We start from the raw sequence: 26,401 nt of genomic DNA on the forward strand, positions 1-26,401 counted from the left end.
TCGTCACAGAAGTCAGGCATAGTAAAGGGCTCGGATGTGTAGTTTGAATGATCGTTGTGAACTAGGGTTTCAACAATAGTTTTTCAGGATTGTTTGGTACTGCTGTCCGAATGCTGCCTCAAGCTGTGATGAAAACAACTTACCGTGAGTTAACCGATATATAAGGAAGAGATCTATGTCTATCGAATTGCCAGCATTGCCATACGCACAAGACGCTTTAGCGCCACATATCTCCGCTGAGACTCTTGAGTACCACTACGGCAAGCACCACAAAACCTATGTGGACAAACTGAATGGCTTGATTCCGGGCACTGAGTTCGAAGGCAAGAGCCTGGAAGACATCGTTAAAACTTCTACTGGCGGTGTATTTAACAACGCAGCTCAAATCTGGAACCACACCTTCTACTGGAACTGCCTGAGCCCTAACGGTGGCGGTGAAGCGACTGGTGCAGTGGCTGACGCCATCAACGCTGCGTTTGGTTCTTTTGAAGCGTTCAAAGAAGAATTCACAAACTCAGCCATCAATAACTTCGGTTCTTCCTGGACCTGGTTGGTGAAAAAAGCTGACGGCTCTGTAGCCATCGTTAACACCAGCAATGCTGCTACGCCTTTGACCGACGAGAGCGTAACCCCAATTCTGACTGTAGACCTTTGGGAGCATGCGTATTACATTGATTACCGCAATGCTCGTCCTAACTACATGAATGCCTTCTGGTCATTGGTGAACTGGGACTTTGTTAACGCTAACTTCTCTGCTTAAGCAGTCAAGTTATGCTGCCGGCTTATCTTAAAGCTGGCAGGGTTAACGAATAAAAAGAGGGCCTTGGTCCTCTTTTTTTATGCGTAGTGTTTTTCCGGGGGCGTTGTGGCTTTGAGTGAGTCCTACAAGGCAACAAAGGCCCCTTGGCATTGCATTGAGTTTCTACACAATAATAATTGATCACCGTTTAAGGAGTGAATCATGGTTTTAATGGATTTTATTTTTCGCTGGTTGCATGTGTTGTTCGGGATTACCTGGATCGGGTTGCTCTATTACTTCAACTTTATCCAAGGGGGGTATTTTAAAAAGGCAACGGCTGAAGGTTTGAAAGACGCCAAGGAAAAGTTGGCTCCGGATGCGCTTTGGTGGTTCCGCTGGGGAGCGATGCTCACCTTTATCACAGGTGTTCTGCTGCTGGTGGGTGTCAAAATGTCTTATGGCTCCTTTAATGCCTATATTGTGGCCGGTGCGACCTTAGGGACCATCATGTTCCTGAATGTCTGGCTGATCATCTGGCCCAATCAGAAAATTGCTCTGGGTATGGTTGACGGGGATGGCCCGGCTGCAGCGGGCAAGGCTTTACTGGCTTCCCGAACCAATACGCTGTTTTCCGCGCCTCTGGTGTTTTTTATGTTGGCTGGTCCTCATTTTGCCACTGGTGGTGGCTACGGTCAGGCTGCGTCAGGTTCTACAGGCTTGTGGGTGGTGCTGGCTCTTATCGCTGCTCTGGAAGTGAATGCTATTGCCGGTAAGCAAGGTCCATTGGCTTCTGTGATGGGCGTGATTCATTGCAGTATTGCACTGGCTTTGGTGATGGCGGCGCTGGTAATGTACGTCTAAGCAGATGTTTTTGGCGGGTGTTAGCCCTTTGGAAAACCATCTGTACCGTGACTGAATAAAGCCGGGCTCTGCCCGGTTTTTTCCGAATAGGGTGTTTTTTTCAGCTTCCATCGTCATTTTTGAGGTTTGGGATGTCAATATACTCAGGCGTTTGATATAACCACTGTTTTACAGGGGTTGGTTGTTATCTGGCCCAGGTAAGTATGTATTTTTCAGTTTTTAGCTAATCGCTTTGAGGAATAGAATGACCGTTGATCGCAAGGAGCCGACCTTATCCGGTCTGGGCTCTACCCGTGAAGAACCTGCGGTATCTCCGTCCAGTTCTCCGTCGTCAAAACCTGCGCAATCCACCGCCAAATCTCCTGCTCAGGGAGCGTCAGCGTCAGGTAGGGGCGACCGGCGCAATGGATCGTCCAGTCCGCGGCCGGCGCCTGTGTCTTCGTCGCGGGGACAGGCAAAATCTCCTCTGGTGCCGTTTGCGTTGATACTGGCGTTAACGGGGTTGGGGTTGGCTGGTTTTTCCTATTGGCAGTTGGTCAAGGTTCAGCATCAGGCCAGTGCGGCTGAGAAGCGTATTGAAGAGTTGGAGCAGCGACTTGCCTTGTCGGATGATGAGTCCAGCCAATCGGTAACGGCGTTGCAGGCCAATTTGCGTGAAACGCGCAAACAATTGGATGTGGCAAGCAACGAGATTCGCAAGTTATGGGATACCCGCAATGTGAATAAAAAAGGCATTGCGGACAATAAAGCTCAGTTGGCGGCGGTGGCTAAATCGGCCAAGAGCGCTTCCAGTGCCGCTGCTTCAGCAACCAAGTTGGCGCAATCCCAAGAAAAGAACTGGAAGGCGCTCAGCGACAATATTTCCCTTCAGGGTGAGCAACTGAATCTGTTGTCCGATGCAACTGACAGCCAGAAAAAGCAAATGCGTGAGTTGATCGATCAGGCAAATAAAGTCGACACTCAAATGCAGCAGCTGAAAACCGATCTGGCCCGCAGAGTGAAGCGCAATGAAGATGCGATTGAGGCCATCGATGCCTATCGCCGGACGGTGAATCGCGACATTCTGGATTTGAAGCGGCAGCTGAATCCCGGCCTGTAGTAAGCAAAAATCATGTTTTGGATACACCGCCTAAAGCCCCTCTATTGAGGGGCTTTTTGTTATGAGGCAACAAAACTCAGTGGGCTAATGTTCAAGTTCCAGTTTGGTTGCGCCCTTGTGTTTGAACGGTCCGTATCTCAGTGCGCTGGCCAGGTTTCTCACCGCGTCTTCCAATTCATGCAGGTGGCCATGGACCTGGACATTACTGGCCGTACGGGCGCTGCGCAGGAGTTTGGAGGTGTGGTTCCATTCCTGCAAGGCATCCTCCAGCTTTCTTCGGTGAGGTCCGGTGGACTTGCAGGTCTGGCAGGTCACAGAGTGAGATAGCAGGTGATGACTGATGTGCAGGTGCCCGCTGTCACAAAAAGGGCATGGCTCAATCAGAGACGCCATAATAAGATCTCCATTAATGGTGTTGGATTAGTTATTGAAATCGAGCTGTTATGAAACGCGTATGTTTGCGTGGAAGCGTGTTTTTTTGAGGGAGTCGGGTCTGTGCCGGAAGGGATACCCGGAGGGTTAGGAAGGTGTCGGACTTCTGCCGAGCGTGTCATTGGATAGCAAACATCATTGAGTGAAAAGCACCCCAATATCCACTGGTTGTCAGATTTAAGTCTAGAGTGGCTGTTCGTGAATGCAAGAAATTGGGTGAAATTTGTTCAAGGTTGCGGGGTGTGATGAAAATCCACAGGATTATCGGGCAAGACACCACAAAGTAGATGGATATTCGTTCGACCGGATTTTTATTGGTATCGCAAAGGCGGCCGGACAAACTCGCCCAGCTGGTGTAAAATCGGCCGCTAACCGTGATAGGGACGCACACAGTCCTTCGATTCTGACAACCTGAGTGAGAGATGTAGCCGATGACTACGGTAATTCGCAAAGACGACCTGATTGACAGCATCACCGATGCACTTCAGTTCATTTCCTACTACCACCCGAAAGATTTTATCCAGGCCATGAACGCCGCTTACGAGCGTGAAGCCAGTCCGGCAGCCAAGGATGCAATGGCTCAAATTTTGATCAATTCTCGCATGTGTGCCGAAGGCCACCGTCCGATTTGTCAGGATACCGGTATTGTCAGCGTCATCATGAAAATTGGTATGAATGTGCAGTGGGATACCGATTGCAGCATCGAAGACATGATCAACGAAGGTGTGAGCCGCGCTTACAACCATCCAGACAACAAGTTGCGTGCCTCTGTTCTGGCCGATCCGGACGGCGCTCGCAAAAACACGGGTGACAACACGCCCGCCATGATCACCTACAAGATGGTGCCTGGCGACAAGGTGGATGTGCACGTAGTCGCGAAAGGCGGTGGTTCTGAAGCCAAGACCAAGTTTGCGATGTTGAACCCGTCTGACTCTGTCGTGGACTGGGTATTAAGCGTCCTGCCCACCATGGGTGCAGGCTGGTGTCCACCGGGTATCCTGGGTATCGGTATTGGCGGTACGGCCGATAAAGCCATGGCCATGGCGAAAGAAGCCCTGTTGGATCCGATTGATATTCAGGATCTGCAAGAGCGCGGCGCCAGCACACGTGCTGAAGAACTGCGTCTGGAGTTGATGGAAAAGGTGAACAATCTGGGCATTGGTGCACAGGGGCTGGGTGGTCTGACTACGGTTCTGGATGTCAAAGTTAAAGATTGCCCGACCCACGCTGCCAACAAGCCGATTGCGATTATTCCTAACTGTGCCGCGACCCGTTTGTGCAAATTTACCCTGGACGGTTCAGGCCCTGCGCTGCAAACGCCCCCAAGTCTGGATGACTGGCCTGAAATTACCTGGGAAGTGGGTAATGCCCGCCGTGTGAACCTGGACGAAATCACCAAAGAAGATGTTGCCGAGTGGCAGCCAGGTGAAACCATTCTGTTGTCCGGCAAATTGCTGACCGGCCGCGACGCAGCCCACAAGCGTATGGTCGATATGATCGCCAAAGGCGAAGAGCTGCCAGTGGATTTCACCAACCGCATGATTTACTACGTAGGCCCTGTTGATCCTATTGAAGGTGAAGTTGTGGGGCCTGCAGGTCCGACCACTGCAACCCGTATGGATAAGTTCACCCGTACCATGTTGGAAAAAACCGGTCTGATCGGCATGGTGGGCAAAGCCGAGCGCGGTGTGATGGCTATCGAAGCCATTAAAGACAACAAGGCTGTGTACCTGATGGCTGTGGGTGGTTCTGCTTATCTGGTGTCCAAAGCCATTAAAGCCTCTAAAGTGGTTGGCTTTGAAGATCTGGGAATGGAAGCCATTTATGAATTCACCATCAAGGACATGCCAGTAACGGTTGCGGTCGATGTGAAAGGTGAATCTGTTCACCAGACAGGCCCGCAAATCTGGAAGGCCAAAATCGAAGAAGGTGCTATCGAGGTTCAGTAATTGCTGACCTCGTGCGTCGCACTGTGAAAACCGGGCATTGCCCGGTTTTTTTATGTCTCAGTGAACTTGATTTAGTGAGCTACACTGAGAGTAACCATTGTTTGGGAGAAGATTATGAAGTCACTGGCCGGAGAAGCCTGTACCACCTGCCGAGCGGATGCCCCGCAAGTTCCGCAAGAGGATCAGCAGGCGTTACTGCAGCAGCTGGCAGGTTGGTCGGTGGTTTCCAAAGATGGGATAAATCAGTTAGAGAAGGTCTTTCCCTTTAAAGATTTTAATCAGGCGCTGGACTTTGCCAATGCGGTTGGCGAGCTGGCCGAAGGGGCGAATCATCATCCCGCTATTTTAGTCGAGTGGGGCAAGACTACAGTGACCTGGTGGACTCATACCATTCAGGGATTGCATCGCAACGATTTTGTGATGGCTGCAAAGACGGATTATTTGCACGGTAAATAATCCGTCTGCGATTGTATCTTTTAAAAATCAGTGGGTGCCTTAAACACCGGTGTGTTTTAAGAGATTGTCCCCGTAGTGCGCACGCGCTTACTGCCCTTCACGACAGGAGTGGTCTTTTTCGCTTTCTCGCGTTTTTCCACTTCTGCATCAATCAGGTTCTTAATCGCAATCAAAAAGCCTGTGACGATAAAAGCACCCGGTGGCAGGATAGCGACGAGGAAGCCGGGATAGTCATCGAACAGGGTAATTTTCCAGTGCTCAGCCATAGGGCCCAGTAGCAGATTCATGTCAGCGAACAGGGTGCCATGGCCAAGTACTTCACGAATAGCCCCCACAGCGACCAGCACCAGAGCGAATCCCATCCCCATCATAAAACCGTCAACCGCAGAGGCCGGCACATTGTTTTTACTGGCAAAGGCGTCGGCGCGTCCGAGGATGGCGCAGTTGGTCACAATCAGAGGGATAAAAATACCCAGTATTTGATACAGCTCGAAGGTGTAGGCCTTCATCAGCAGTTCGGTACAGGTTGTAAAAGAAGCAATGATCATCACAAAAACGGGCAAGCGTACCGCGTCACTCACCGTTCTGCGGATCAGTGATACCGCAATGTTGGAACCCACCAGAACCAGTATGGTGGCCAGCCCCAATCCCAGGGCATTTACGACACTGCCACTGACGGCCAGTAATGGACACAGCCCCAGCAGCTGAACCAGAGCCGGGTTGTTTTTCCATAAGCCATTGTGAGTGATTTCTGAGTAGCTAGTCGTCATGATGGTATCGCTCAGTTGTCAGCTGTATCTGATGAGGAGTCGTTGGATGCAGTGGTGTGCGCATCACTCTTGCCAGTGGTCTCGGGCTTTAATCCCAGAGGATCGGCTTCTGCGTAATATTGCAGGGCTTCCTTAACCTTTTTAACAACGGCACGCGGGGTGATGGTGGCGCCGGTGAACTGATCAAATTCACCACCGTCTTTTTTGACGGCCCACTCTTCAGCGGCAGGCTGACCCAGGGATTTGCCGTTAAAGCCCAGGATCCAGGAGCTCTTTTTCAGCTCGACCTTGTCACCCAGCCCCGGTGTTTCGTTGTGGGACAGCACTCTGACGCCCGCGACGGTTCCATCGGCGTTGATGCCGATGATCAGTTTGATGTCGCCGCTGTAGCCGTCGGGTGCGACAGCGGGAATGATTGCTGCTACCGGCGTGTCGTGGTCTCGGGCGATGTTAATCTCACCACCTTCTTTCAGCCCCAGTAGTGGCCAGTACTCAGGCTCTATGGTGACAGTATCGACCAGAAGATCGTTGTTGTGACGATCTAAGGGCACAATTTCCAGCAGAGCTTTTTGCGCTGCCTCGCGTTCAGCTGCGGCAATACGATCGCGTGTACCCGCCTGTGTTCCTGCCAGAATAGCAGCGGTAATAAGGGCAAACAAACCCAGTAACAGGCTGTTTTTACTGATGGAAAGACCCAGCATGTTCAGTCCTTTTTCTCGGTGGCGCGACGGGCTTTGTCGTGGCCATAAGTGCGCGGCAGCGTGTAATAGTCGATAAAAGGCGCTGCAAAATTCATCAACAGTACTGCAAAGGCGACTGCATCAGGGTAGTTGCCCCAGACGCGAATGACGTAGACCAGTATGCCGATGCCGGCACCATAGAACAGTCTGCCTTTGGTACTGACTGCCGACGAAACGGGATCTGTGGCGATAAAAAACGCGCCCAGCATGGTGGCGCCGGAGAGCAGGTGGAAGTAGGGTGAGCCGCCACTGTGTGAGCTGCCGCCGTCGTAAAAGGCCAAAGACAGGATGAAAATGGTAGCCAGCATGCTGACCGGAGTGTGCCAGGTGAAAATCTTGCGATACAGCAAATACACCCCGCCCAGCAAAAAGGCCAGGTTAACCCACTCCCACCCAGCGCCAGCCCAGCGGCCGGTAGCAAAGATGGGTTCAGAGTTGTACAGGTGTTCGACAAGCTGTGAATTATTGTGCTTAAACACATCCAGAGGTGTGGCACCGGTAAAGGCGTCGATACTGCCAGCGCCTGTAAAGATGTGCTGCAGTGCTATCCAGGGGCCAAGCGGTCCCTGACCGTCTTCAAGCATGGTGCGTGGAATTGCCCACTGGGTCATTTCCACAGGAAAGGAGATCAGCAATATCACATAGCCGACCATGGCGGGATTGAATGGGTTGTAACCCATGCCACCATACAGATGTTTGGCAAGAATGATTGCCGAAGCGGTACCGACGACGACGATCCACCAAGGGCAGTAGGGGGGCAGAGCCAGACCCAGCAGAACACCGGTGACCACGGCGCTGTAATCTTTGAGGAAGAAACCAACAGGACGGTTGCGCAGTTTCAGAACAGCGGCTTCGCAGGCTATTGCCGTGATGGAGGCCATCACCACATTTATCAGTGTGCCGGGGCCGAAGAAATAGCTCAGGGTTATCAAACCGGGCACGCAGGCAAGTATGACTTGCTTCATTACGTCGCCGGTATCGCCCGCACGGGTGGTGTGCGGCGATGTCATTTTCATAAAGGCCATAGTGTTTCCTGTTGGCGCTGCTGTCCCCGCTGTGCGGGGTGTCGTCATAAGGCTGTTAAGCGTTGCTCAATTCTTGCTTTGCCTGTTCTAACTTGGCTTCTGTCTTCTCAACACCCGTTTTAAAGGCGTCCAGATTGGGATCGTCTTCGGCTTCAGCCTTGGCGAGTCGCTGTCTGGCTTTTTCCAGACGGGTTTCAAGCGAGGCAATCTGATCCCGCAGCTTGTCCTCTGGCGACATGTTGGCCAGAGCTTCTGCCTTTGCCTTGGCTTTTTCGATGGCGGCTGTGGCTGCATCAGGCTGTTCAGGTGTTTCTTCTGCTTTAGACGAGGCCGTTGGTTGATCGTCCAGTTCCGGAGCCTTGGGGTTGATTGCTCTCAATTCGTCACGCAGTTTGTCGCGTTTGCTGAGCATCTTGTCCAACCCAAGTTGCAGGGCGTCAACGGTATCGGCGTTGTCAGCTTTGGCTTTTTCGAGCTTGGCTTGAGCCTTTTCCAAACGACCTGCCATGCTGTTGAGCTGATCCCGAAGCTTGTCCTCCGGAGACATACTGGCCTGCTGAGCCGCTTTGGCTTTGGCTCGCTCAATGGCGGCCGCCGCGGCATCCTGTTCTTCAGGTGCGGGTGCGGCAGGAGCCGATGGCGCCAACTCGGCGAGTTCTTTCTCGGCGGTTGCGATTTTCTCTTTGAGTTTGTCGACACCGGTTTGCAGTGCCTCAACCTTGTCGGAATTTTCTGCCTGGGCGGTTGCCAGCTTTTCTTCGGCCTTGGCGAGACGTCCGTTTAACGATTCGATGTTGGCTTTCAGCTTCTCGTCCGGTGCCATGGTCATTTTCGCTTGCGCGCGGGCAATGGCAGCTGCAACCGGATCGTTTGGATCGGTGGCGGCCGGGGCCCTATCAGTGGCTTCGGCAACGATTTCGGTGGGCACGGGTTTAAAGTCGGCCAGCTTGTTTTGCGTTTCCTGCAGTTTCAGCTCGGCTTGCTTGATTTGAGCTGCCAGGCGGTCTTTCATGTCGCCCTCGGCTTCGGCATGACGCTGCTGAAGTTTTTCCAATCGGCCTTCGGCGCTGGTGACGGCTCGCTGCAGTTTGGATTTTTGCTCTTCAGGCGTGGCCTGTTTGGCCTTGGCGCTGGCCATGGCGGTGGCAACGATGTCGACTTTGTCTGCGTGCGATGCCGGTTTTACGCCCGCAGCTTTTTCCGCTTCCTGTTTTTGCTTGGCGAGTTCTGCCGCTTTTTTGCGGGCCAGACGCTTGGCTTCTTTTTCTGCTTCTGCTTTGGCGATACGTTCCTGACGGAACTCAAAGCGCTTGCGTGAGCGATCGGATTTCTCTTTATCGATCGCCATTTGCCGCATGGTGCCTTTGGCCGCACGGTAGTACTGCACCAGCGGGATGTTGCTGGGGCAGACAAAGGAGCAGGCGCCGCACTCGATACAATCCTTGATGTTCTGGGCTTCGAGACGGTCGTATTCTTCCGCTGCCGCGTACCAGTACATTTGTTGTGGCAGCAGGCTGGCGGGACAGGCCTCGGCGCACATGCCGCAGCGAATACACGCCTGGGCCGGTGGCGGTGGCGGCAATTCTTTTTTGGTGGGCGCCAGAATGCAGTTGGTGGTCTTGACCACCGGTACGTCATCCTGCTCCAGGGCGTACCCCATCATGGGGCCGCCAACGATCAGGCGCATGGCTTTCTTTTCGACAAAGCCGTGTTCAGCCAGCACGTGATGGATCGGTGTCCCCAGACGTACCAGAATATTGCGCTGGGTTTCCAAAGCCTGGCCCACAACCGTGGTGATACGTTCGATCAGGGGCTTGCCAAAGCGTACTGCTTCATAGGCTGCGACGGCTGTTCCCACGTTTTGCAATACAATACCAATATCAGACGGTAATCCGCCGGAAGGCACTTCCTTGCCGGTGAGGATTTGAATCAGCTGTTTTTCGCCGCCGGACGGGTATTTTGTGGGGAAGCTCACCACTTCAATGTTGGTGCCTTGTGCTGCCTGAGTGACAGCGGCAATGGCTTTGGGTTTGTTGTCTTCAATGCCGATAACAACCCGTTCAGGATTACCCAGCAGGTGAGCCAGCAGCTGGGTGCCTCGGATGATGTCCTCCGGGCGGGTTTGCATGAGGATATCGTCGGCGGTGATGTAGGGCTCACACTCAGTGCCGTTGAGAATCAGTGTGTCGATTGGCTGGTTTGCACGTGGGCTCAGTTTTACCGCAGTGGGGAAACCCGCGCCTCCCATGCCGGTAATGCCCGCATTGCGAATTTTTTGTACCAGCGTGTCTCTGTCCAGTGACAGGTAGTCTTCACAGGTTTCAAAGTCGGCGAACTCATCTTTGCCGTCGGCCGCGATCACAATGCAGGGGCCACTTAACCCGGAAGGGTGTGGCAAGGTACGATCTTCAATGGCAGTTACGGTACCGGATGTGGAGGCGTGAACCGGAGCACTGATCATGCCTTTTGCTTCGGCAATTTTTTGTCCGCCAAGAACACGGTCACCGACAGCAACAACAGGTTTCGCGGGAGCGCCGATATGCTGGCTGAGCGGAAAAATCAGTTCGTCCGGCAGGCTGATTTCGCCGAGAGGCAATTGCAGGGACTGGCTTTTATTTTCTTCCGGGTGGATTCCACCGGGGATCGACCAAATTTTTGTCACGCGGCCGCTCCATCTTTATCGGGGTGTTTATCGGTGGCAATGATCTGAATGTTTTCAACAACTGCCGGGGGCTTGTTCCATTTCCAGTCACTCAGACCGGATTCCACAGGCAGCATATCGATGCAATCTACCGGGCAGGGCTCTACACAGAGGTCGCAGCCGGTGCACTCATCGGCAATGACGGTATGCATCTGTTTGGCCGCGCCCAGAATGGCATCCATCGGGCAGGCCTGAATGCACTTGGTGCAGCCAATACATTCATCTTCACGGATGTAAGCGACGGTCTTAACTTCGGATTCTTCGCCGTGTTCTTCATCCAGTGTTGGGGCTTCGACATCCAGCAGGTCGGCAATGGCGTTGATGGTCGCCTGTCCTCCGGGAGGACATTTGTTGATGGCGTCGCCATTGGCAATGGCCTCGGCGTAGGGGCGACAACCCGGATAGCTGCATTGTCCGCACTGGGTTTGGGGCAAGAGCTCGTCCAGCTGATCCACAATGGGGTCGCCTTCGACTTTAAACTGAACGGCGGCATAGCCCAGTACGGCACCAAACACCAGAGACAGTGCTACCAGTGCAGCCAGAGCCGCCAGAAATGGATGTGTCAGAAGATATTCGTACATAGTTGTCTACAATATTCAGCCGGTGCTCAGACCAGACCGCTAAAGCCCATGAAGGCCAGCGACATCAGGCCTGCGGTTATCATGCCGATAGCGGCACCTTTAAAAGGCACGGGCACGTCAGCCACAGCGAGACGCTCGCGCATGGCAGAAAAGAGAATTAACACAAAGGAAAAGCCCAGGGCGGCACCGAACCCATAGAGAGCCGACTCCGTAAAGGTATGGGCTTTGGCGGTATTTTGCAGAGCCACACCCAAAACGGCACAGTTGGTGGTAATCAGGGGCAGAAAGACGCCCAGTACGCGATACAGCAGCGGGCTGGTTTTCTCGATAAACATCTTGGCGAACTGTACAACCACAGCGATCACCAAAATAAAGGCGATGGTCTTGAGGTATTCGAGTCCGAGTGGGGCCAGGATAAAGTTGTGTACCAGATAACTGCAGATCGAGGCCAACGTCAGTACAAACGTGGTCGCCCCACCCATACCAATGGCTGTTTCCAGTTTATTGGAAACACCCATGAAGGGGCACAGGCCCAGAAACTGGACCAGTACAAAGTTGTTGACCAGGATCGTGCTGATCAATATCACCACAAAGTCTGTCATAGTTCAGGCTCATCACCGGTTAACCGGTTGTCATAATAGGCAGTTTCCGGTGCAAAACCGGAAGCCTTACAATTTTAATGGTTTAATTAGTATCTTGTTAACGGTTTTGCCGATAAGGGTTATTGGCTGAGTTACTTGCGCATAATCCGTCATTGCGAGGACCAGTGTCGCCCGGTTCCTCGCAATGACGAATGGAAGGCTTACATCACTCGCTGGCCAGGTTTGGCGCCTGAATGGGGTTCAAGCAAGTAGATTTCTTTCTTGCCCGGACCCGCAGCCAACACCATGCCTTCAGAAACACCGAATTTCATCTTGCGCGGAGCCAAATTTGCCACCATTACGGTCAGCTTGCCCTCGAGGTCTTCTGGCTGGTATGCACTTTTGATACCGGAGAACACGTTTCGGGTTTCGCCACCGAGATCCAGCGTCAGGCGCAAGAGCTTGTCAGCGCCCTCCACATGCTCGGCTTTGGCAATCAGAGCGACACGTAGATCCACTTTTGCAAAATCGTCAAAGTTGATTTCATCGGCGATGGGCTCTTTGGCCAGTTCGGTGTCCGCTGCTGCCGGTTTGTCGGTTTGAGCTTCCAGTGTCGCCAGAGCTTCTTTGCTGGCTTCCAGCATGGCGTCTACTTTTTCTTTCTCGATACGAGTCAGTAGCGGCTTAAACTTGTTGATGCTTTCGCCACCGCGGAATGCCACCGGAGCGTTCCAGCTCAGAGTCTCATTCAAAAACTCTTCTGCGCTCGCCGCCAAAGCGGGAATGACAGGCTTCAGCCAGGTCAGCAGTGCGCGGAACATGTTGACGCCCAGAGTACAGATGTCCAGCACCTGTTGTTCGGTACCTTCTTCTTTAGCCAGCGACCAGGGCGCTTGTGCGGCAATGTACTCGTTGGCTGCGTCGGCCAGAGCCATGATTTCGCGCATGGCTTTGCCAAACTCGCGATTCTCATAGAAGTTGGCAATCACTTGATCGGCCTCGACAAATCGCTGCCACAGGCTTTCGTCAGCGACGGTAGTAGATAAGGTGCCACCACTTTTCTGGATAAACTTCGCGGTGCGGCTGGCAATGTTGACGACCTTGCCGACCAGATCGCTGTTTACGCGCTGAATGAAGTCTTCCAGGTTGAGGTCGAGATCGTCCACACCGCTGCTGAGCTTGGCGGCGAAGTAATAGCGCAGGTATTCGGGATTCAGGTAGTCCAGATAGGTGCGGGCATTGATGAATGTGCCGCGGGATTTGGACATCTTCTTGCCGTTGACGGTCAGGAAACCGTGGACGCACACTTTGGTCGGCGTGCGGAACTGGGCAGAACTGAGCATGGCTGGCCAGAACAGGGCGTGGAAGTTGACAATGTCTTTACCGATGAAGTGGTAAACCTCGCAATCGGAATCCGGTTTCCAGTAGTCGTTGAACGTGGCGGCAACGTCCACGCCTTCCTGCTTGCTCAGATAGTTTTTGAAGCTCGCCAGGTAACCAATGGGGGCGTCCAGCCAGACATAGAAGAACTTGTTTTTTTCGCCGGGGATTTCAAAGCCGAAGTAGGGCGCATCCCGGGAGATATCCCATTCCTGCAGGCCGGAATCGAGCCATTCAGACAGTTTGTTTGCCACTTCGTCCTGCAGGTGACCGGCACGGGTCCACTCTTTCAGAAAGCCTTCAAACTCGGGCAGTTTGAAGAAAAAGTGCTCGGATTCTTTCTCAATGGGCGTCGCGCCGGAGATCACAGATTTCGGATTGATCAACTCGGTGGGTGAGTAGGTCGCCCCGCAGGCTTCGCAGTTGTCGCCGTACTGGTCATCGGCTTTACACTTGGGGCAGCTGCCCTTGATGTAGCGGTCGGCCAGGAAGAGTTCTTTCTCGGGGTCGAACGCCTGGGTAATTTTGCGGCTGGCAATGTGGCCATTGGCCTTGAGCTTCTCGTAGATGTAAGAGGACAGCTCGCGATTTTCTTCCGAGTGGGTGGAGTGAAAATTGTCGAAATTCACGAGAAAATCGGCGAAATCCTTCTCATGCTCGGCTTTTACATTGGCAATTTGTTGTTCCGGCGTCAGCCCCAGCTGCTCAGCTTTGAGCATGATGGCGGTGCCGTGAGCGTCGTCCGCGCAGACGTAGGTGCAGTCGTGACCGCGCATCTTCTGAAATCGCACCCAGATGTCCGTTTGGATGTACTCCACCAGGTGCCCCAGGTGAATGGAGCCGTTGGCGTAAGGCAGTGCGCTGGTAACCAGAATTTTACGACGCTCAGTCATAACAGTTGCTATCTCGCTTCGGGTGAATGATGGGACTGGCCAACAACAGCCATATCCCGGAAAAATGGCGGCGAACTATAGCATTTTTTGCAGGGTAAATCAGTGCCAAAGGCGAAATAGGAAGGGAATTCAGCGGGTTGCTTTGGAAAGAAGCGAGGAGCTAAGAAAAGAGGGGGGCCGGCAGAAGTCCTGCCAGCCCAAAACGAGCCCCAGTGGAGCAGGGGGAATTTTGATTTAGAAAGTCATTTGCAGGGTCAGCCAGTAATTGCGGCCGGCGTCCTTGACGTTGTAGTCATCGGTAAAGACGACTTCGCTGACCGCGCCGCGCCCGGTTACCATGGTGTAGACACCGTCGCCATTAAGGTCTGTGAACTGTGTGGTGTAGGTGGTGAAATCCTCATCCAAAAGGTTGTTCACGCGTCCAAACAGGCTGAGATTCTCTGTGATGTCATAGCGAATACCCAGGTTCAGAATTTCGTAGTTTTTGAAGTAGCGGGCTTTGTCTTCCTCGATGTCCCATTCCCGATAGCGGTCAGAGCGTAATTCTGCCTGTAGTGACAGGGACAGGTTGTCCAGCGCCTGCCAATCGAGACTGAGGTTGGCCATATGCTCGGCGGTGTTGGTCAGGGGTTGACCTTCTTCGGCGCCACTCATCTGTTCACTGTCGGTCCAGGTGTAGTTGGCCTTGAATGTCCAGTTGTCGGTAATCATGTAGCGTCCAGCCAGCTCAATCCCCTGAATATCGACTTCATCAATATTCACTTTTTTAGTGCTTCTGGAGTTGAAGTCCGATAGCCCGGCATTGGCATAGGATCCTGTGATGCCACAATCCTGAGCGGAACTGCAGGGCTGAGAGCTGATTTTGTCTTCAAATTTGGTGTTGAAGTAGGTGATGTTGAAATTGTGCCCGTTCAGCGAATTCCAGTAGAGGGCAATTTCGCTGTTGACGCTGGTTTCGGGTTCCAGATCCGGATTGCCGTAAAGAGGGATGGTGCCCTGGCCGCCAAAACCGGTAATACCGTCGTAGAGATCGGTGGTTTTCGGAGTTTTGTAACCGGTACTGACTCCACCTTTCAGGGTCCAGCTGTCAGACAGGGAGTACACACCGTACAAGCGGGGAGAGACCTGGCTGCCAAACACATCATGTTCGTCGTAACGTACACCGGCAGTGATTGTCAGCGGCGTTACTGGCGTCCAGCTGTCTTCCACAAACAGGGAGTACATCTCCTGATCCTGTACGCCACCGGGCTGGTCTTTCTCGGTTCCAAAAACACTGTCTTCAAGTTCGCCATCTATGAGCTGGCCGCCGATGACCAGCACGTGGCTACCAAACGCTTCCAGGGGAATATTGACGTTGGCGTCCAGAGTGTATTGATTGCTTTTCAAGGTACGTTCAGGGCGCGGCAGGAAGGTGTCTTCGGCCAGTGCTCGGCGTTCTGCCTCGCTCATGCCGGCGTAGTTGCCGGTGCCGTCTTGCATTTCCTGAAGCTCGAGTCGCTCATCGACGGTCAGGGGCAGTGTGCGGCCCTCGTTGGCGCTATCGACATAAGACAGGGCAACATAGCTGGTACCAAAGCTCCAGTCGCCTTCGTGGGTGACAGACCACCAGTCGCGGGTGAATTTTTGATCGGCGGCATAGCCCGAGCGGCCTCGTGACCACAGGGCATCGATATTGTCCTTGGTGCCCAGAGGGTAGCTGATTTCCCCGCTGTCTGGATCAACTACCGGAGTGTTGTCGTAGATCTGCTCGGAGGTGTCATAGTCAAAGCGCAGGGTTTGACGTTCGTCGAGAACATAGGTCAGTGTAAAGCCGTATTCTTCAGTGGTGCTGTCTACGGTGCGACCACCACCACCAAAACCGGTGGTGCGTATATGGACATCGCCATTGGGATCAACTGCAGGCTCAAATTGTGGTGAGGAAGCTTTGCTTTCGTAATGGCTGCCACGCAATCCCAGAGAGAGCACGTTTTCAATCAATGGGCCACTGATTGAAAAATTCCCCTGGTATTCGTCACCGAAATCATTGTTCTCCTGGACGGTGCCGCCCAGATTAATGGCGCCATGCCAGCTGTCTGCGGTTTTTTTGGTGATCACGTTGACAACGCCACCCATGGCGTCGGCACCATAAAGGGTAGAGGCTGGTCCACGGATAATCTCGATGCGCTCAATGGACTCGGCTGGTGGCATATGTCCGAAGGCGTTGCCGCCGAAATTGTTGGGGTAGATGTCACCGTGATTGTTCTGGCGTTTGCCATCGATCAGAAGCAGGGTGTAATCCCCCGACAGGCCGCGCATGCTGACTTGGGCTTGTCCGGTTTTATCGCGCTCAGTACCAATATCAATACCTTCCTGATATTTCAGAATGTCGACCAGATTGGCGTGTGGACGCGATAGAACATCATCTTGTGAGATCACTGAAATACTGGCAGGGGCATCCGGAATTTTCTGTTCGTACCCGGTTGCTGAGACAACAATTTCTTCATCATATTTAGAGATGGTAGTGGTTTTAATGTCCGTATCGGATGCCAGTGTGTGCCAGCTGGCCGACATGGCTATGGCGATTGATAAGGTATTCCGTGTGCACCTTGAAAGCTTCTTGTTCACTGATTGTATCCCCCGCAATTTCAGTAATGTTCTACTTGATTTTGATGATGCTTATTATAATGATAATAATTATCAATTGTAAATGGAGTTGAGCAGGGAAGTTGGTTGCAGTCCATGAAGGAATGGCCTGAATAGTTCCTGACTCAGCAATTTATGCATTTGGCCAGGTAAATTGATCCATTTTCTGATGATATTTTGGTAATGTGCTGCCTTCTGTTTTGCTCTCTAGGCTAAGTGGCTAGATCAATGCGCCTTAAGCCCCCCAAAACCCTGCGTGATTACTGAGGAATTCCATGTCTGACGCTGCCAACCCCATCCTGCCCTCTCAAATTGAATCCCGGGTTCTGTCATTACCGCTCCCGGAGCTGAATGCTACCGTTGGTGAATTGGGGCAGGTCGAAAGCGTGAGCGTCACCGATGGCAAGGTCGAATTGGTGATACTTCTGGGATTTCCTGCACAGGGTTTGTTGCAGAGTCTGAGTGAATCTATCTGGGAGGCAATCAAAGACCTGCCTGGGGTGGAGCGTGTGGCGGTGGATATCGGCTGGAAGGTTCAGCCGGGACCGGTAGCGGACCCTGGCGCTGCCATCCCCCACGTGAAAAACATTCTGGCGGTGGCTTCCGGTAAAGGTGGTGTGGGAAAATCCACCACAGCAATCAATTTGGCACTGGCTTTACGGGCAGAAGGTGCGGTTGTCGGAATTCTGGATGCGGATATCTATGGCCCCAGTATTCCGGCGATGCTGGGCGTAGGAAACCAGCGCCCGGCACTGGAGAAAGGGCCTCAGGGACAAATGCTGGTGCCCATTGAGGCGCACGGTATTTATTCCATTTCCATGGGCTATCTGGTGACTGAACAAACTCCCATGGTTTGGCGTGGGCCGATGGCCAGTGGTGCCTTGCAGCAGTTGCTGGCCCAGACTCTGTGGCCTGATCTGGACTATCTGATCATCGATATGCCTCCCGGTACTGGTGATATTCAATTGACCCTGTCGCAAAAAGTCCCGGTAACGGGCTCAGTCGTTGTGACCACCCCTCAGGATATTGCCCTGTTGGACGCGCAAAAGGGCATCGAAATGTTCCGCAAGGTACATGTACCGGTGCTGGGAGTGATAGAAAATATGGCCACACACATTTGTTCAAACTGTGGCCACGAAGAGCATATTTTTGGCGAAGGGGGTGGTCAGCGCATCGCCAGTGATTATCAGACTCAATTACTGGGGGCTTTACCGTTGAATTTGTCCATTCGTCAGCAGGCCGACGGTGGTTGTCCCACTGTCGCTGCTGATCCGGAATCGGAGTTGTCGATGATCTATCGCGGGATTGCGACTCGGGTTGCAGCGGAGCTGGCCAAGTCGGTAGGGCAGACATCGGCGCCGATTATCGAAACCACCGATGACTGAGGTGTATTAACAAGCGGAAAGCCTACTGGTTGTCGTAGGTTTCTATGCGGTCTTCCAAAACGGTCAGGCTGACACCGGCCTGCTCGAACATTTCACGGGTTTCCTGAGCGGCGTGGTAGCGGTTTTTGGCTACTACATGCTTGATGCCGCAGCTGATGATCAGCATCGCGCAAACCCGACAAGGTTCCATCTTGCAGTAGAGTGTACTGCCTTCCAGAGAAATTCCGTGTCTGGCGGCCTGACATATGGCGTTCTGCTCCGCGTGGATGGTGCGCATGCAGTGCTGACGGGTGGTACCATCATCGTCGATCACCTGTTTCATCAGGTGGCCTGCGTCATCGCAGTGCGGCAGGCCGGAAGGTGAGCCTACGTAACCAGTAGAGATAATGCGTTTGTCCCGGACAATGATGCAGCCTGAGCGGCCTCGGTCACAAGTGGCTCGCGTTGCCACGGTGTCCATCATATGGATAAAGTAGTCGTCCCAATCTGGTCTCATGCCTGTTTACCTGCTTGATGTCGGTGGTTGGAATTCAGGGGGATTGCCTGTTTTATCATCGAAAGCGGCCGCGAGTATAGCAGGTGAGTGAAGAAAGTTAATGGGGCTACCCTGATGAATAATGCTATGGCCCACCATACCGTGATAGCTGCCTTGGCAGCACTGTTGAGAGAATGTGCACTATGAATGATGTAAAGGCGGTTGATGTTCTGATTATCGGGGCCGGGGCCGCTGGTTTGATGTGTGCGATCACTGCCGGTCAGCGTGGTCGTAATGTCATGGTTGTCGATCACGCGAACAAGGTCGGTAAAAAGATACTGATGTCAGGTGGCGGTCGTTGTAACTTCACGAATATGTACGCCGAGCCCGATAACTATCTGAGTGAGAACCCTCACTTTTTTAAATCGGCGTTGGCCCGTTATACCCAGTGGGATTTTATCGAACTGGTCAACAAGCATCAGATTCCTTATCACGAAAAGAAGCTGGGGCAACTGTTTTGCGATAATAAAGCCAGTGATATTGTGGAAATGTTATTGGCTGAATGCGATCAGGCAGGAGCGTTGGTACAGACCCACTGCAGTATTGAATCGGTGACTTATGACGAGCAGATGTCGCGCTACTGTGTTGACACTTCCCTTGGAACCATAACTGCCGAATCTTTGGTTGTTGCGACCGGAGGACTGTCAATTCCGACCATGGGGGCAACGGGTTTGGGGTACGAACTTGCCGAGCAGTTTGGTTTGCGCTTACTGCCTCGCTCGGCTGGATTGGTTCCTTTTACCTTATCGAAAGAGCAATTGCTTCCTTTCACGACGCTGGTAGGCAGCTCTGCTGATGTCAGAGTGACCTGCGGTGATCAAAGTTTCCGTGAGAACTTGTTGTTTACACATCGTGGTTTAAGTGGGCCTGTGATTTTACAAATTTCCTCGTATTGGCAGCCGGGTCAATCCATTGAGATTGATTGGTGCCCTGACATGGATTTGTCAGATTATCTGTTGAATGCAAAAAATGATCGGCCCAAGGCAGAGTTAAAAACCGTATTGGGTAACCTGCATACTAAAAGCTGGGCAAGTGTATTTTGCGAGCATTGGTTGAGCAATCAGCCAATGAACACTTACAGCGAAAATCAGTTAGAGGACATTGCCGAAAAGCTGCACTGTTGGAAAATTCTTCCCGCTGGAACGGAAGGTTATCGCACGGCAGAGGTGACACTGGGCGGGGTGAATACCGATGATTTGTCTTCCAAGACCATGGAAGCCAAATCACAGAAAGGACTGTATTTTATTGGAGAGGTTGTTGATGTAACCGGCTGGTTGGGTGGTTACAATTTTCAGTTTGCCTGGGCTTCCGGTTATGCTGCGGGTTGCTTTGTTTAGTTTGTTACCTCTGTAGGGTATTGCAGAAATATTATTCAGAGCCAGTCGCCCAGGCTGGCTTTTGTTTAACTGGTACGATCGTTCAGGTTTTTTTCTGGGTTAACTCCAAGGTTCAACACCTCTGCTTGAATGGCTTTTTGTTGTTGTGGATCAAATGTTATAAAAATCAGGGTGTAATAACTGTCGGTTCTTCGTTCTCTTGGTTATTCAAGATTTCAAAATCAGTTTCTAAAGTTATGGGTATGCTGGTCGAAAACACCATGCAGGCCAAGGCAGGTCATTAGAATGAAGCGGCTTCCGCAATTGACGGGAGAAATCATGAATTCACTCTCTTTGATCTGTGGCCAGTTATGTTCCGTAAACATTTTCTTTCAATAGTGTGTTTGTTACTGGCTATAGCTGCACTTCCTCTAGCTCTGTGGGCCACACTCAATGTTCGCGGCAGCTATGGTGTCGAAACCGAACTTGAGTTGACGCCTTTTCGGTGGCACTCAATAGAGGGTTCTCAATCTTCTCTTTCCTCATTAGATCATTCGTTAACGCTCATGTTTATGGGGTATTTGTCTTGTGAGGATGTATGTCCTGCGATGTTAGGGACTCTTTTTTCGGCTGCAGAGAAGCAAGGCCTATTTGATAAGGTCGGTTTTCTATTTCTATCAGTTGACCCCAAAAGGGATACCCAAGAATTGAGAAAAGCGGTTGTTGATAGCGTGGGTGACCAGGTGTATTCCGGTGTGCTGAATGCGCCAGACCTTTATCGTCTTCGCCATGAGTTGAATGATCCTGAAGCTGATTCTTCAAGCCCTGAATCTCACAGCGGTAATTTATACCTGCTGGATAAACATTATCGTGTGCTGAAGATTTATCCCTATTCGTCGATCGATGCAGCGAAGCTCAGTCTGGATCTTGAGCAAATTTTGTTGAACCTTAATCCTGATTTCAACCGAGGTTAGTATGTCCCTGATGTCCGAAAGAATGTTGCAGAATGATAAGAAAATAATTGTTCTGCTTGCCTTGCAATGGCCTGTACTGGTCGCATCCGGTTTTATGGGAGCAAAACTGCTTTGGTTTTCAGCGTTAGGTGGTGGGTTGCTTACGGCAATTGCGGGGCTGTGCTATTTTGTCTTGCGGGGTACACAGCTCTTCAGTGTGGCTGCGGCCATTATCATGATGAGCTTTTCTGCGTTATTGATTCAGTCACAGCTCGGTATGGTTGAAATGCATTTCCATATCTTTGCAATGATGGCCGTGTTTCTTGTTTATGAAAGCTGGAAACCTATTATTGCTGCGCTGGTGACAGTAGCAGTGCATCATTTAAGCTTTACTTACTTGCAGCTTGGAGGTGCCCGATGGCTGGATATGCCATTAATGGCCTTTGCAAACAACTGTTCATGGTCTCTGACATTTGTGCACGCAGCTTTTGCCGCTTCAGAAGCATTGATTCTCAGTGTTTTGGCTGAAAGTTTGCGACAGCGAAGCCGTGCAGACGCAGATATCATTGCCGCAGTTGAAAAAGTGGCTGAAGAGGGCGACTTGACCGTTGAGATTTCCAATTCCAAAAGTCAGTCTGCTGTATCCGTTAACGGAATGATAAAGCGGTTGTCGGAGGTGTTCAGGGGCTTCTCTGAACACGCAGAAGCAATGGATCGGCTGGGAGAGGTGATGGCCAATATCACTCAGCAAGCGAATCTCAGTATCAGCGCACAAAATCAACAGTCTCATGATATTGCGCATGCGACGGAGGAAATGCAATGCAGCATTTCTGAGGTGGGTAATAGCAGTCGTGAGTCCGCTGGCTTGTCTCTGGGATTAACTTCAGAAGTGGGCTCTGCTAATGAAGAAATGAACACCATTGTGGAAGAGATTCGTAGCCTTGAACGAGAAATGCAAATGGTGTCGGAATCTCTGGGGTTGGTTCACAATGACACCGTCGCCGTAGCTGGAATTTTAGAAGATATTACGGCTATTTCAGAGCAGACGAACCTGCTGGCTTTGAATGCAGCTATCGAAGCTGCTCGTGCTGGAGAATTTGGTCGTGGTTTTTCGGTGGTTGCTGATGAAGTTCGGGTTTTGGCTGGACGAACCAATCGATCTGCTAACGATGTGCGCGAAGTAATTAAAAGATTAAATGAAAGTGTAGACGATACTGTTAAATCCATGTCGAACAGCACGGGAAAACTGGAAGAATACTCTTCCAGAATCCTTCACGTAAGTGGGAAAATGGCACATATGTCGCAAGAGGCAGAGGCGGCATATACCCAATCCCATCTTATTGCGCAGGCTCTTGGTGAACAAACGGAGGCCATGTGCAAGATCGGTGAGAATAGCGCGCTGATCAATCAAGAGGGACAACAGCTAGGACAACTTACAGCTCAAATCAGTGAGGAAGCTGAGACACTACGGCGTGTTACTGAAGCTAATAAAGAGTTTATTAGCAGTTTTCGGTATCAATGATGCTTTCATGGAGTGGTGCTTTCCGAACTTCTGAGACTTTTTGCAGTGTATTTGATTGTTCAACCTGCAAATGCCAACAGTTCACTTGCGAATATCCATCGGCTATCTAGTATTGTTAGAAAGGTCTGCGTAATCATTCCCTTCAGTTTTTGTGCGGCCTCAATAACGCCATTCAGGAGATGCCATTCGTGGAAAAGGTCGGTCAAAACCGTAAGATCAGACGATACACCGCAACGCTGTTGATATTGTCGGTTATCTTTTTGGCAGCTTGTGAAAGTGTCATCTCCAAGATGCCGCCAGTTGCGGCCAGCAATAATCAGGTGGTCGTCTGGCACGATCTGTTGAGCCCCAATGTACTTCGCAGTCGGCAGTTTATGGAGGGCGTGTTGGGCTGGAAAACCAAATCCGACAATACCTATAGCACCCTCTATGGTCGTCGTGGGCAGGTGGTTGGAGGAATCTTTGATACCCAGGCGATGGACTGGGACCTGCAAGCCGGCGGTTGGTTGTTGTCGCTGAGCACCTCGGATCTTGATGCAACCCTGAAAAAGATACTTGAGAAGGGCGGGCGGCTGTTACAGCCAGCTCAAGACATTCCCGATCGGGGGTATTCTGCATTGGTGGCTGATCCTCAGGGCGCGGTGTTTAATCTTGTTGAATTGTCACCTTCACAAGAGTCCGGTGAATCCGTGGATAGCGATACCTGGATTTGGTATGAGCTGATTACTGCTCAACCTGCAGTAGCCGCAGCCTGGTATGCAAATGTTTTTCAATTGGAAGTTGTTGATCTTGAAGGTGGTCGCAAACTGCTGAAAAAAGACGGAGTGGACGTAGCCACCGTATCCGTAAACAACTTTGAGGATTCGAGAAATCAGTGGCTTGCGGTGGTTGCTGTGAGTGACTTTGAAAATACGGTTGTCAATGTATCGCGAGAGGGTGGGCGAGTAGCCCTGGTTTTGCCATCCCCGGCGGGCAACGGCAAGCTGGCATTGGTGCAAGATCCCACAGGTGCGGCTTTGATTCTGCAGGAACAGGAGGTGTCTCCATGAAACAGCGAGTTCAAGACAAAAACACCATAGGCAAGCGTCTTCGTTTAATGGTGCTGTCCGTGACAGGTATCCTTGCGCTGTCGGGGTGCACGGTGACCCCCCATGCCAATCTTGGATTGGACATGAACTACTACAATGGCAGTTTTCATATTGAGCCGACTGCACATGTTGGAGTTTATGGACGTCCTCGTTATTGAATATACCTATCGGACATGTCAGGAGCGTGCTTGTTTGATAAATTCTGCGCCATTGTTCTGAACCGGCGTCAGCAGACTCACTACGACTATGGCTATAACTGCAAACAAAAAGCCGGGCACGATTTCGTAAAGTTCAAACAGGCCGCCCTGTAACTGTTTCCAGGTCACAACGGTAACGCCGCCCACCAGAATTCCCGCCAGACAACCAAATTTATTCATTCTTGGCCAATACAGGGACAGCAGTACCGCGGGGCCAAAAGCGGCTCCAAAGCCCGCCCATGCATAGGCTACAAGCCCCAACACTGAACGCTCAGGGTCCAGTGCCAGATACCAGGCGATAATGGCTACCAGAACCACAGTAATACGCCCGATGCGAACCAGAGCCTCACTGCTGACATCGGGCTGGATCAGTGGCCTGTAAACATCTTCAGCCAGTACAGAAGAACAGACCAGTAATTGAGAGTCCGCAGTGGACATAATGGCTGCGAGAATCGCTGCCAGTAATACCCCGGCAACCACTGGATGAAAAATGGTACTTTGAACCAGAGACATGAATACGGTTTCCGGGTCTTCCAGTGGCGTGTCAAAGTAACCAATCCCTGCGACACCCACTAAAAAGGCACCGCCAAGGCCCAGAGCTGTCCAGGATGCGGCAATACGTCGGGCGTATGGGATTTCCTGGCGGTTTTTAATGCCTTTAAATCGAGCCAGAATATGGGGTTGGCCAAAGTAGCCCATCCCCCAGGCGACCAGCGAGACGATACCGAGCCAGCCCAGGGGTGAACCTTCGGCATTGGTGAGCGGATCGAGCAGGGCCGGGTTTTTGCTGGCCAGTAGTTCGTTGGGTGATTGTCCCACCAGAATAAGCACCATGATGGGAACAATGACCAGTGCCACAACCATCAGCAAGCCCTGAATCAAATCTGTCCACACCACGGCCAGATAGCCGCCAAACATGGTGTAAGACACTACTGCGAGAGTGCCGAGGCTGACAGCCCAGCGGTAATCAATTCCAAACACACTCTCGAACAATTTGCCTCCGGCAACCAATCCCGAACTGGTGTAAAAGGTAAAAAACAGGAGGATAAAAAAGGCCGAAATCGAGCGGATTACCAGTTTGTCGCCAAAGCGATTACTGAAATAGTCCGGCAGTGTCAGACTGTCGTTGGCGTACTGCGACAGACTGCGTAATCTGGGTGCGACCAGCAGCCAGTTAAGATAAGTGCCGACGAATAACCCTGCGGCCATCCAGGATGCTTCCCAGCCCGCCGCATAGGCATAACCGGGCATGCCAAGCAGTAACCAGCCCGACATGTCCGAGGCTCCCGCCGATAAGGCAGAAGGCCAGGCCCCGAGAGATCGCCCACCGAGGACGTAATCTGATAAGTTGTGAGTGCGTCGATATGACCAAATACCGATGCCGAGCATAAGGGAGATGTACACAACAAATGTCAGGATGACGGCAAGGTTTTCATTCATGGAACGTCTCGCTCGTTTAAAGGCACCAGGCTAACGATGTAAGCGTTCGATTGTTGGTAGCCAGCAACCCAGGGATACTGACTATCAAGTATAGCTATTCCTCAGAAGGTGCTATTTGTGCAGGGCATGGTGGTATTTGGCAAACGGGATCTCCATTGATCTTGTCTGCGTTTGGTCTGGATGAAAGGTCGAGTGATTTCCTGCTCAGTTCAGTGACGGATTGGCTGAACTCCTGTGCCTCTGGTTGCAAGGCCTGTGCACATTTAACCGCCTGCAATGCCGATTGAGGGCAGGACAGCGCAGAGAGGGTATAGCCAAGATTGTTCCATTGAACGGCAGACAAGGGCGGGGGACTTTCTGCAAGCCAGCGTTTGGCGATTGAGTATTGTTGCTCGTTGTAAGCGATATTCGCGAGTCCCAATCGAGCAAGCCTTTGCGTTTCCGCGATATTTGACCACTGATTGAGAGCTGCGACATAAGCCTGCCTGGCGGCTTCCGGGTGCTGATGTTCGAGATCGGATGCAGCCTTTAAGTAAGGCGTTGGTTCTGCGCTGGCGGGAATTTGATCGGCGGACACGATGACAATTCCCCATCGCTCAGCTCGGCTCCAGGTGTTGAGAAATGATTTAAAGGGAGTGTGGCGGCGAGGTTCGTTGCCAGATCTCAGTAGCAGTGACCGGGTCTGTAGATCGTAGCCCACGATCACGGCAAAGTGCCACTGTGGCCACCAGCTCAGCCCCAGATTTTGCATCACCAGTACCGGATTGCCAGCGGCTACTTCTTGAAGGATAGGAACCAGCTGCTTGTCAATTGGGTAGACCAGCAATCCGTGCGAACGAGCCTGGGCCGTCAATTCGATTGACAGTGTCCCTTGTTTTTCGGGAATGTAGAGAAGAGGCTCCAGCTGCTCGGCACTGACTTTTATCTGGCGATAATTGAGCACGGTGGCAAGACTGGCGGGGCCGCATTGTTCTTGTCGTTGAGAAAAAAAAGGAACATCTGCGAGCTCTGCCTGAAGCGGCAGTTGCAATTGGTTTACGACGTCGGAAAGATTGTCGGGGCTGCGGTTGAGAGATCCGCAGCCCACCAGAAACAGGCCGCACAGTAGCCCGATCAGACCAGAGAGACGGGGCATG

23 protein-coding genes are annotated in these 26,401 nt (G+C 51.9%); 11 read left to right on the forward strand and 12 right to left on the reverse strand.

Features of this window, described 5'->3' with window-relative positions; translation table 11 throughout:
- Window positions 1–175: 175 nt before the first annotated feature.
- The 3 genes from sodB to KOI40_RS14615 all read left to right on the forward strand — a co-directional run bounded on the left by sodB (window position 176) and on the right by KOI40_RS14615 (window position 2,699).
- Complete coding sequence (sodB, locus tag KOI40_RS14605; protein WP_216098265.1) at window positions 176–760, forward strand: superoxide dismutase [Fe]; 585 nt, start codon at window positions 176–178, stop codon at window positions 758–760.
- Between the two features lie 201 nt (window positions 761–961).
- On the forward strand, window positions 962–1,600 hold the full coding sequence (locus KOI40_RS14610) for a urate hydroxylase PuuD (protein ID WP_216098266.1): 639 nt from the start codon (window positions 962–964) through the stop codon (window positions 1,598–1,600).
- Between the two features lie 244 nt (window positions 1,601–1,844).
- Window positions 1,845–2,699, forward strand: a complete 855-nt coding sequence (locus KOI40_RS14615; RefSeq protein WP_216098267.1) for a LapA family protein — start codon at window positions 1,845–1,847, stop codon at window positions 2,697–2,699.
- A gap of 84 nt (window positions 2,700–2,783) precedes the next feature.
- Here the strand turns inward: KOI40_RS14615 and KOI40_RS14620 are convergent, their stop codons facing one another.
- Window positions 2,784–3,092 carry a Lar family restriction alleviation protein gene (locus KOI40_RS14620; RefSeq protein WP_216098268.1) on the reverse strand — a complete coding sequence of 103 codons (309 nt, stop codon included), beginning with the start codon at window positions 3,090–3,092 and terminating at the stop codon, window positions 2,784–2,786.
- Window positions 3,093–3,562: 470 nt separating this feature from the next.
- Between KOI40_RS14620 and KOI40_RS14625 the strand changes: the two genes are divergently transcribed.
- Both KOI40_RS14625 and KOI40_RS14630 read left to right on the forward strand, forming a co-directional pair.
- Window positions 3,563–5,080: a fumarate hydratase gene (locus tag KOI40_RS14625; RefSeq protein WP_216098269.1), complete on the forward strand. Its 1,518-nt coding sequence runs from the start codon at window positions 3,563–3,565 to the stop codon at window positions 5,078–5,080.
- Window positions 5,081–5,194: 114 nt separating this feature from the next.
- A complete protein-coding gene (locus tag KOI40_RS14630; protein WP_216098270.1) occupies window positions 5,195–5,536 on the forward strand; it encodes a 4a-hydroxytetrahydrobiopterin dehydratase in 342 nt (113 codons plus the stop codon).
- 56 nt (window positions 5,537–5,592) lie between these two features.
- Here KOI40_RS14630 and KOI40_RS14635 read toward each other — a convergent pair whose 3' ends face one another.
- The 8 genes from KOI40_RS14635 to KOI40_RS14670 form a co-directional block, all read right to left on the reverse strand.
- Window positions 5,593–6,306, reverse strand: a complete 714-nt coding sequence (locus KOI40_RS14635; RefSeq protein WP_216098271.1) for an electron transport complex subunit E — start codon at window positions 6,304–6,306, stop codon at window positions 5,593–5,595.
- Window positions 6,307–6,317: 11 nt separating this feature from the next.
- A complete protein-coding gene (gene rsxG, locus KOI40_RS14640) occupies window positions 6,318–7,007 on the reverse strand; it encodes an electron transport complex subunit RsxG (protein WP_216098272.1) in 690 nt (229 codons plus the stop codon).
- A gap of 2 nt (window positions 7,008–7,009) precedes the next feature.
- Window positions 7,010–8,071 (reverse strand): electron transport complex subunit RsxD, encoded by a 1,062-nt coding sequence (gene rsxD, locus KOI40_RS14645; RefSeq protein ID WP_216098273.1) that lies wholly within the window; start codon window positions 8,069–8,071, stop codon window positions 7,010–7,012.
- Window positions 8,072–8,126: 55 nt separating this feature from the next.
- Window positions 8,127–10,733: an electron transport complex subunit RsxC gene (rsxC, locus tag KOI40_RS14650; protein WP_216098274.1), complete on the reverse strand. Its 2,607-nt coding sequence runs from the start codon at window positions 10,731–10,733 to the stop codon at window positions 8,127–8,129.
- Window positions 10,730–11,353: an electron transport complex subunit RsxB gene (gene rsxB / locus KOI40_RS14655; protein WP_216098275.1), complete on the reverse strand. Its 624-nt coding sequence runs from the start codon at window positions 11,351–11,353 to the stop codon at window positions 10,730–10,732. The genes rsxC and rsxB overlap by 4 nt, the downstream gene beginning before the upstream one ends.
- 26 nt (window positions 11,354–11,379) lie before the next feature.
- Window positions 11,380–11,955 (reverse strand): electron transport complex subunit RsxA, encoded by a 576-nt coding sequence (gene rsxA / locus KOI40_RS14660; RefSeq protein ID WP_216098276.1) that lies wholly within the window; start codon window positions 11,953–11,955, stop codon window positions 11,380–11,382.
- Window positions 11,956–12,155: 200 nt separating this feature from the next.
- Complete coding sequence (metG, locus tag KOI40_RS14665) at window positions 12,156–14,207, reverse strand: methionine--tRNA ligase (RefSeq protein WP_216098277.1); 2,052 nt, start codon at window positions 14,205–14,207, stop codon at window positions 12,156–12,158.
- 234 nt (window positions 14,208–14,441) lie between these two features.
- On the reverse strand, window positions 14,442–16,811 hold the full coding sequence (locus KOI40_RS14670) for a TonB-dependent receptor domain-containing protein (protein ID WP_369413194.1): 2,370 nt from the start codon (window positions 16,809–16,811) through the stop codon (window positions 14,442–14,444).
- Window positions 16,812–17,104: 293 nt separating this feature from the next.
- Here KOI40_RS14670 and apbC point away from each other — a divergent pair, with 293 nt between their 5' ends.
- Window positions 17,105–18,214 carry an iron-sulfur cluster carrier protein ApbC gene (gene apbC, locus KOI40_RS14675; RefSeq protein WP_216098278.1) on the forward strand — a complete coding sequence of 370 codons (1,110 nt, stop codon included), beginning with the start codon at window positions 17,105–17,107 and terminating at the stop codon, window positions 18,212–18,214.
- A 22-nt stretch (window positions 18,215–18,236) separates the two neighbouring features.
- Here apbC and KOI40_RS14680 read toward each other — a convergent pair whose 3' ends face one another.
- Window positions 18,237–18,710 (reverse strand): deoxycytidylate deaminase, encoded by a 474-nt coding sequence (locus KOI40_RS14680; RefSeq protein WP_216098279.1) that lies wholly within the window; start codon window positions 18,708–18,710, stop codon window positions 18,237–18,239.
- Between the two features lie 182 nt (window positions 18,711–18,892).
- Here KOI40_RS14680 and KOI40_RS14685 point away from each other — a divergent pair, with 182 nt between their 5' ends.
- From KOI40_RS14685 to KOI40_RS14705, 5 genes are all read left to right on the forward strand, one after another.
- Window positions 18,893–20,086, forward strand: a complete 1,194-nt coding sequence (locus KOI40_RS14685; RefSeq protein ID WP_216098280.1) for a BaiN/RdsA family NAD(P)/FAD-dependent oxidoreductase — start codon at window positions 18,893–18,895, stop codon at window positions 20,084–20,086.
- Window positions 20,087–20,436: 350 nt separating this feature from the next.
- Entirely contained in the window at window positions 20,437–21,039 is a 603-nt protein-coding gene (locus KOI40_RS14690; protein WP_216098281.1) for an SCO family protein, read from the forward strand.
- A gap of 1 nt (window position 21,040) precedes the next feature.
- Window positions 21,041–22,540, forward strand: a complete 1,500-nt coding sequence (locus KOI40_RS14695; protein ID WP_216098282.1) for a methyl-accepting chemotaxis protein — start codon at window positions 21,041–21,043, stop codon at window positions 22,538–22,540.
- 188 nt (window positions 22,541–22,728) lie between these two features.
- Window positions 22,729–23,589: a VOC family protein gene (locus tag KOI40_RS14700; protein WP_216098283.1), complete on the forward strand. Its 861-nt coding sequence runs from the start codon at window positions 22,729–22,731 to the stop codon at window positions 23,587–23,589.
- Entirely contained in the window at window positions 23,586–23,786 is a 201-nt protein-coding gene (locus KOI40_RS14705) for a hypothetical protein (RefSeq protein ID WP_216098284.1), read from the forward strand. The genes KOI40_RS14700 and KOI40_RS14705 overlap by 4 nt, the downstream gene beginning before the upstream one ends.
- Before the next feature lie 18 nt (window positions 23,787–23,804).
- On the opposite strand, the gene putP is transcribed toward KOI40_RS14705, so the two are convergent.
- Together putP and KOI40_RS14715 are read right to left on the reverse strand one after the other, a co-directional pair.
- Complete coding sequence (putP, locus tag KOI40_RS14710; protein ID WP_216098285.1) at window positions 23,805–25,265, reverse strand: sodium/proline symporter PutP; 1,461 nt, start codon at window positions 25,263–25,265, stop codon at window positions 23,805–23,807.
- Window positions 25,266–25,359: 94 nt separating this feature from the next.
- On the reverse strand, window positions 25,360–26,400 hold the full coding sequence (locus KOI40_RS14715) for a PA2778 family cysteine peptidase (protein ID WP_216098286.1): 1,041 nt from the start codon (window positions 26,398–26,400) through the stop codon (window positions 25,360–25,362).
- Window position 26,401: the final 1 nt, after the last annotated feature.

Origin of the sequence: Pseudomaricurvus albidus (assembly GCF_018863235.1) — a bacterium.
Lineage (GTDB): Bacteria > Pseudomonadota > Gammaproteobacteria > Pseudomonadales > Cellvibrionaceae > Pseudomaricurvus > Pseudomaricurvus albidus.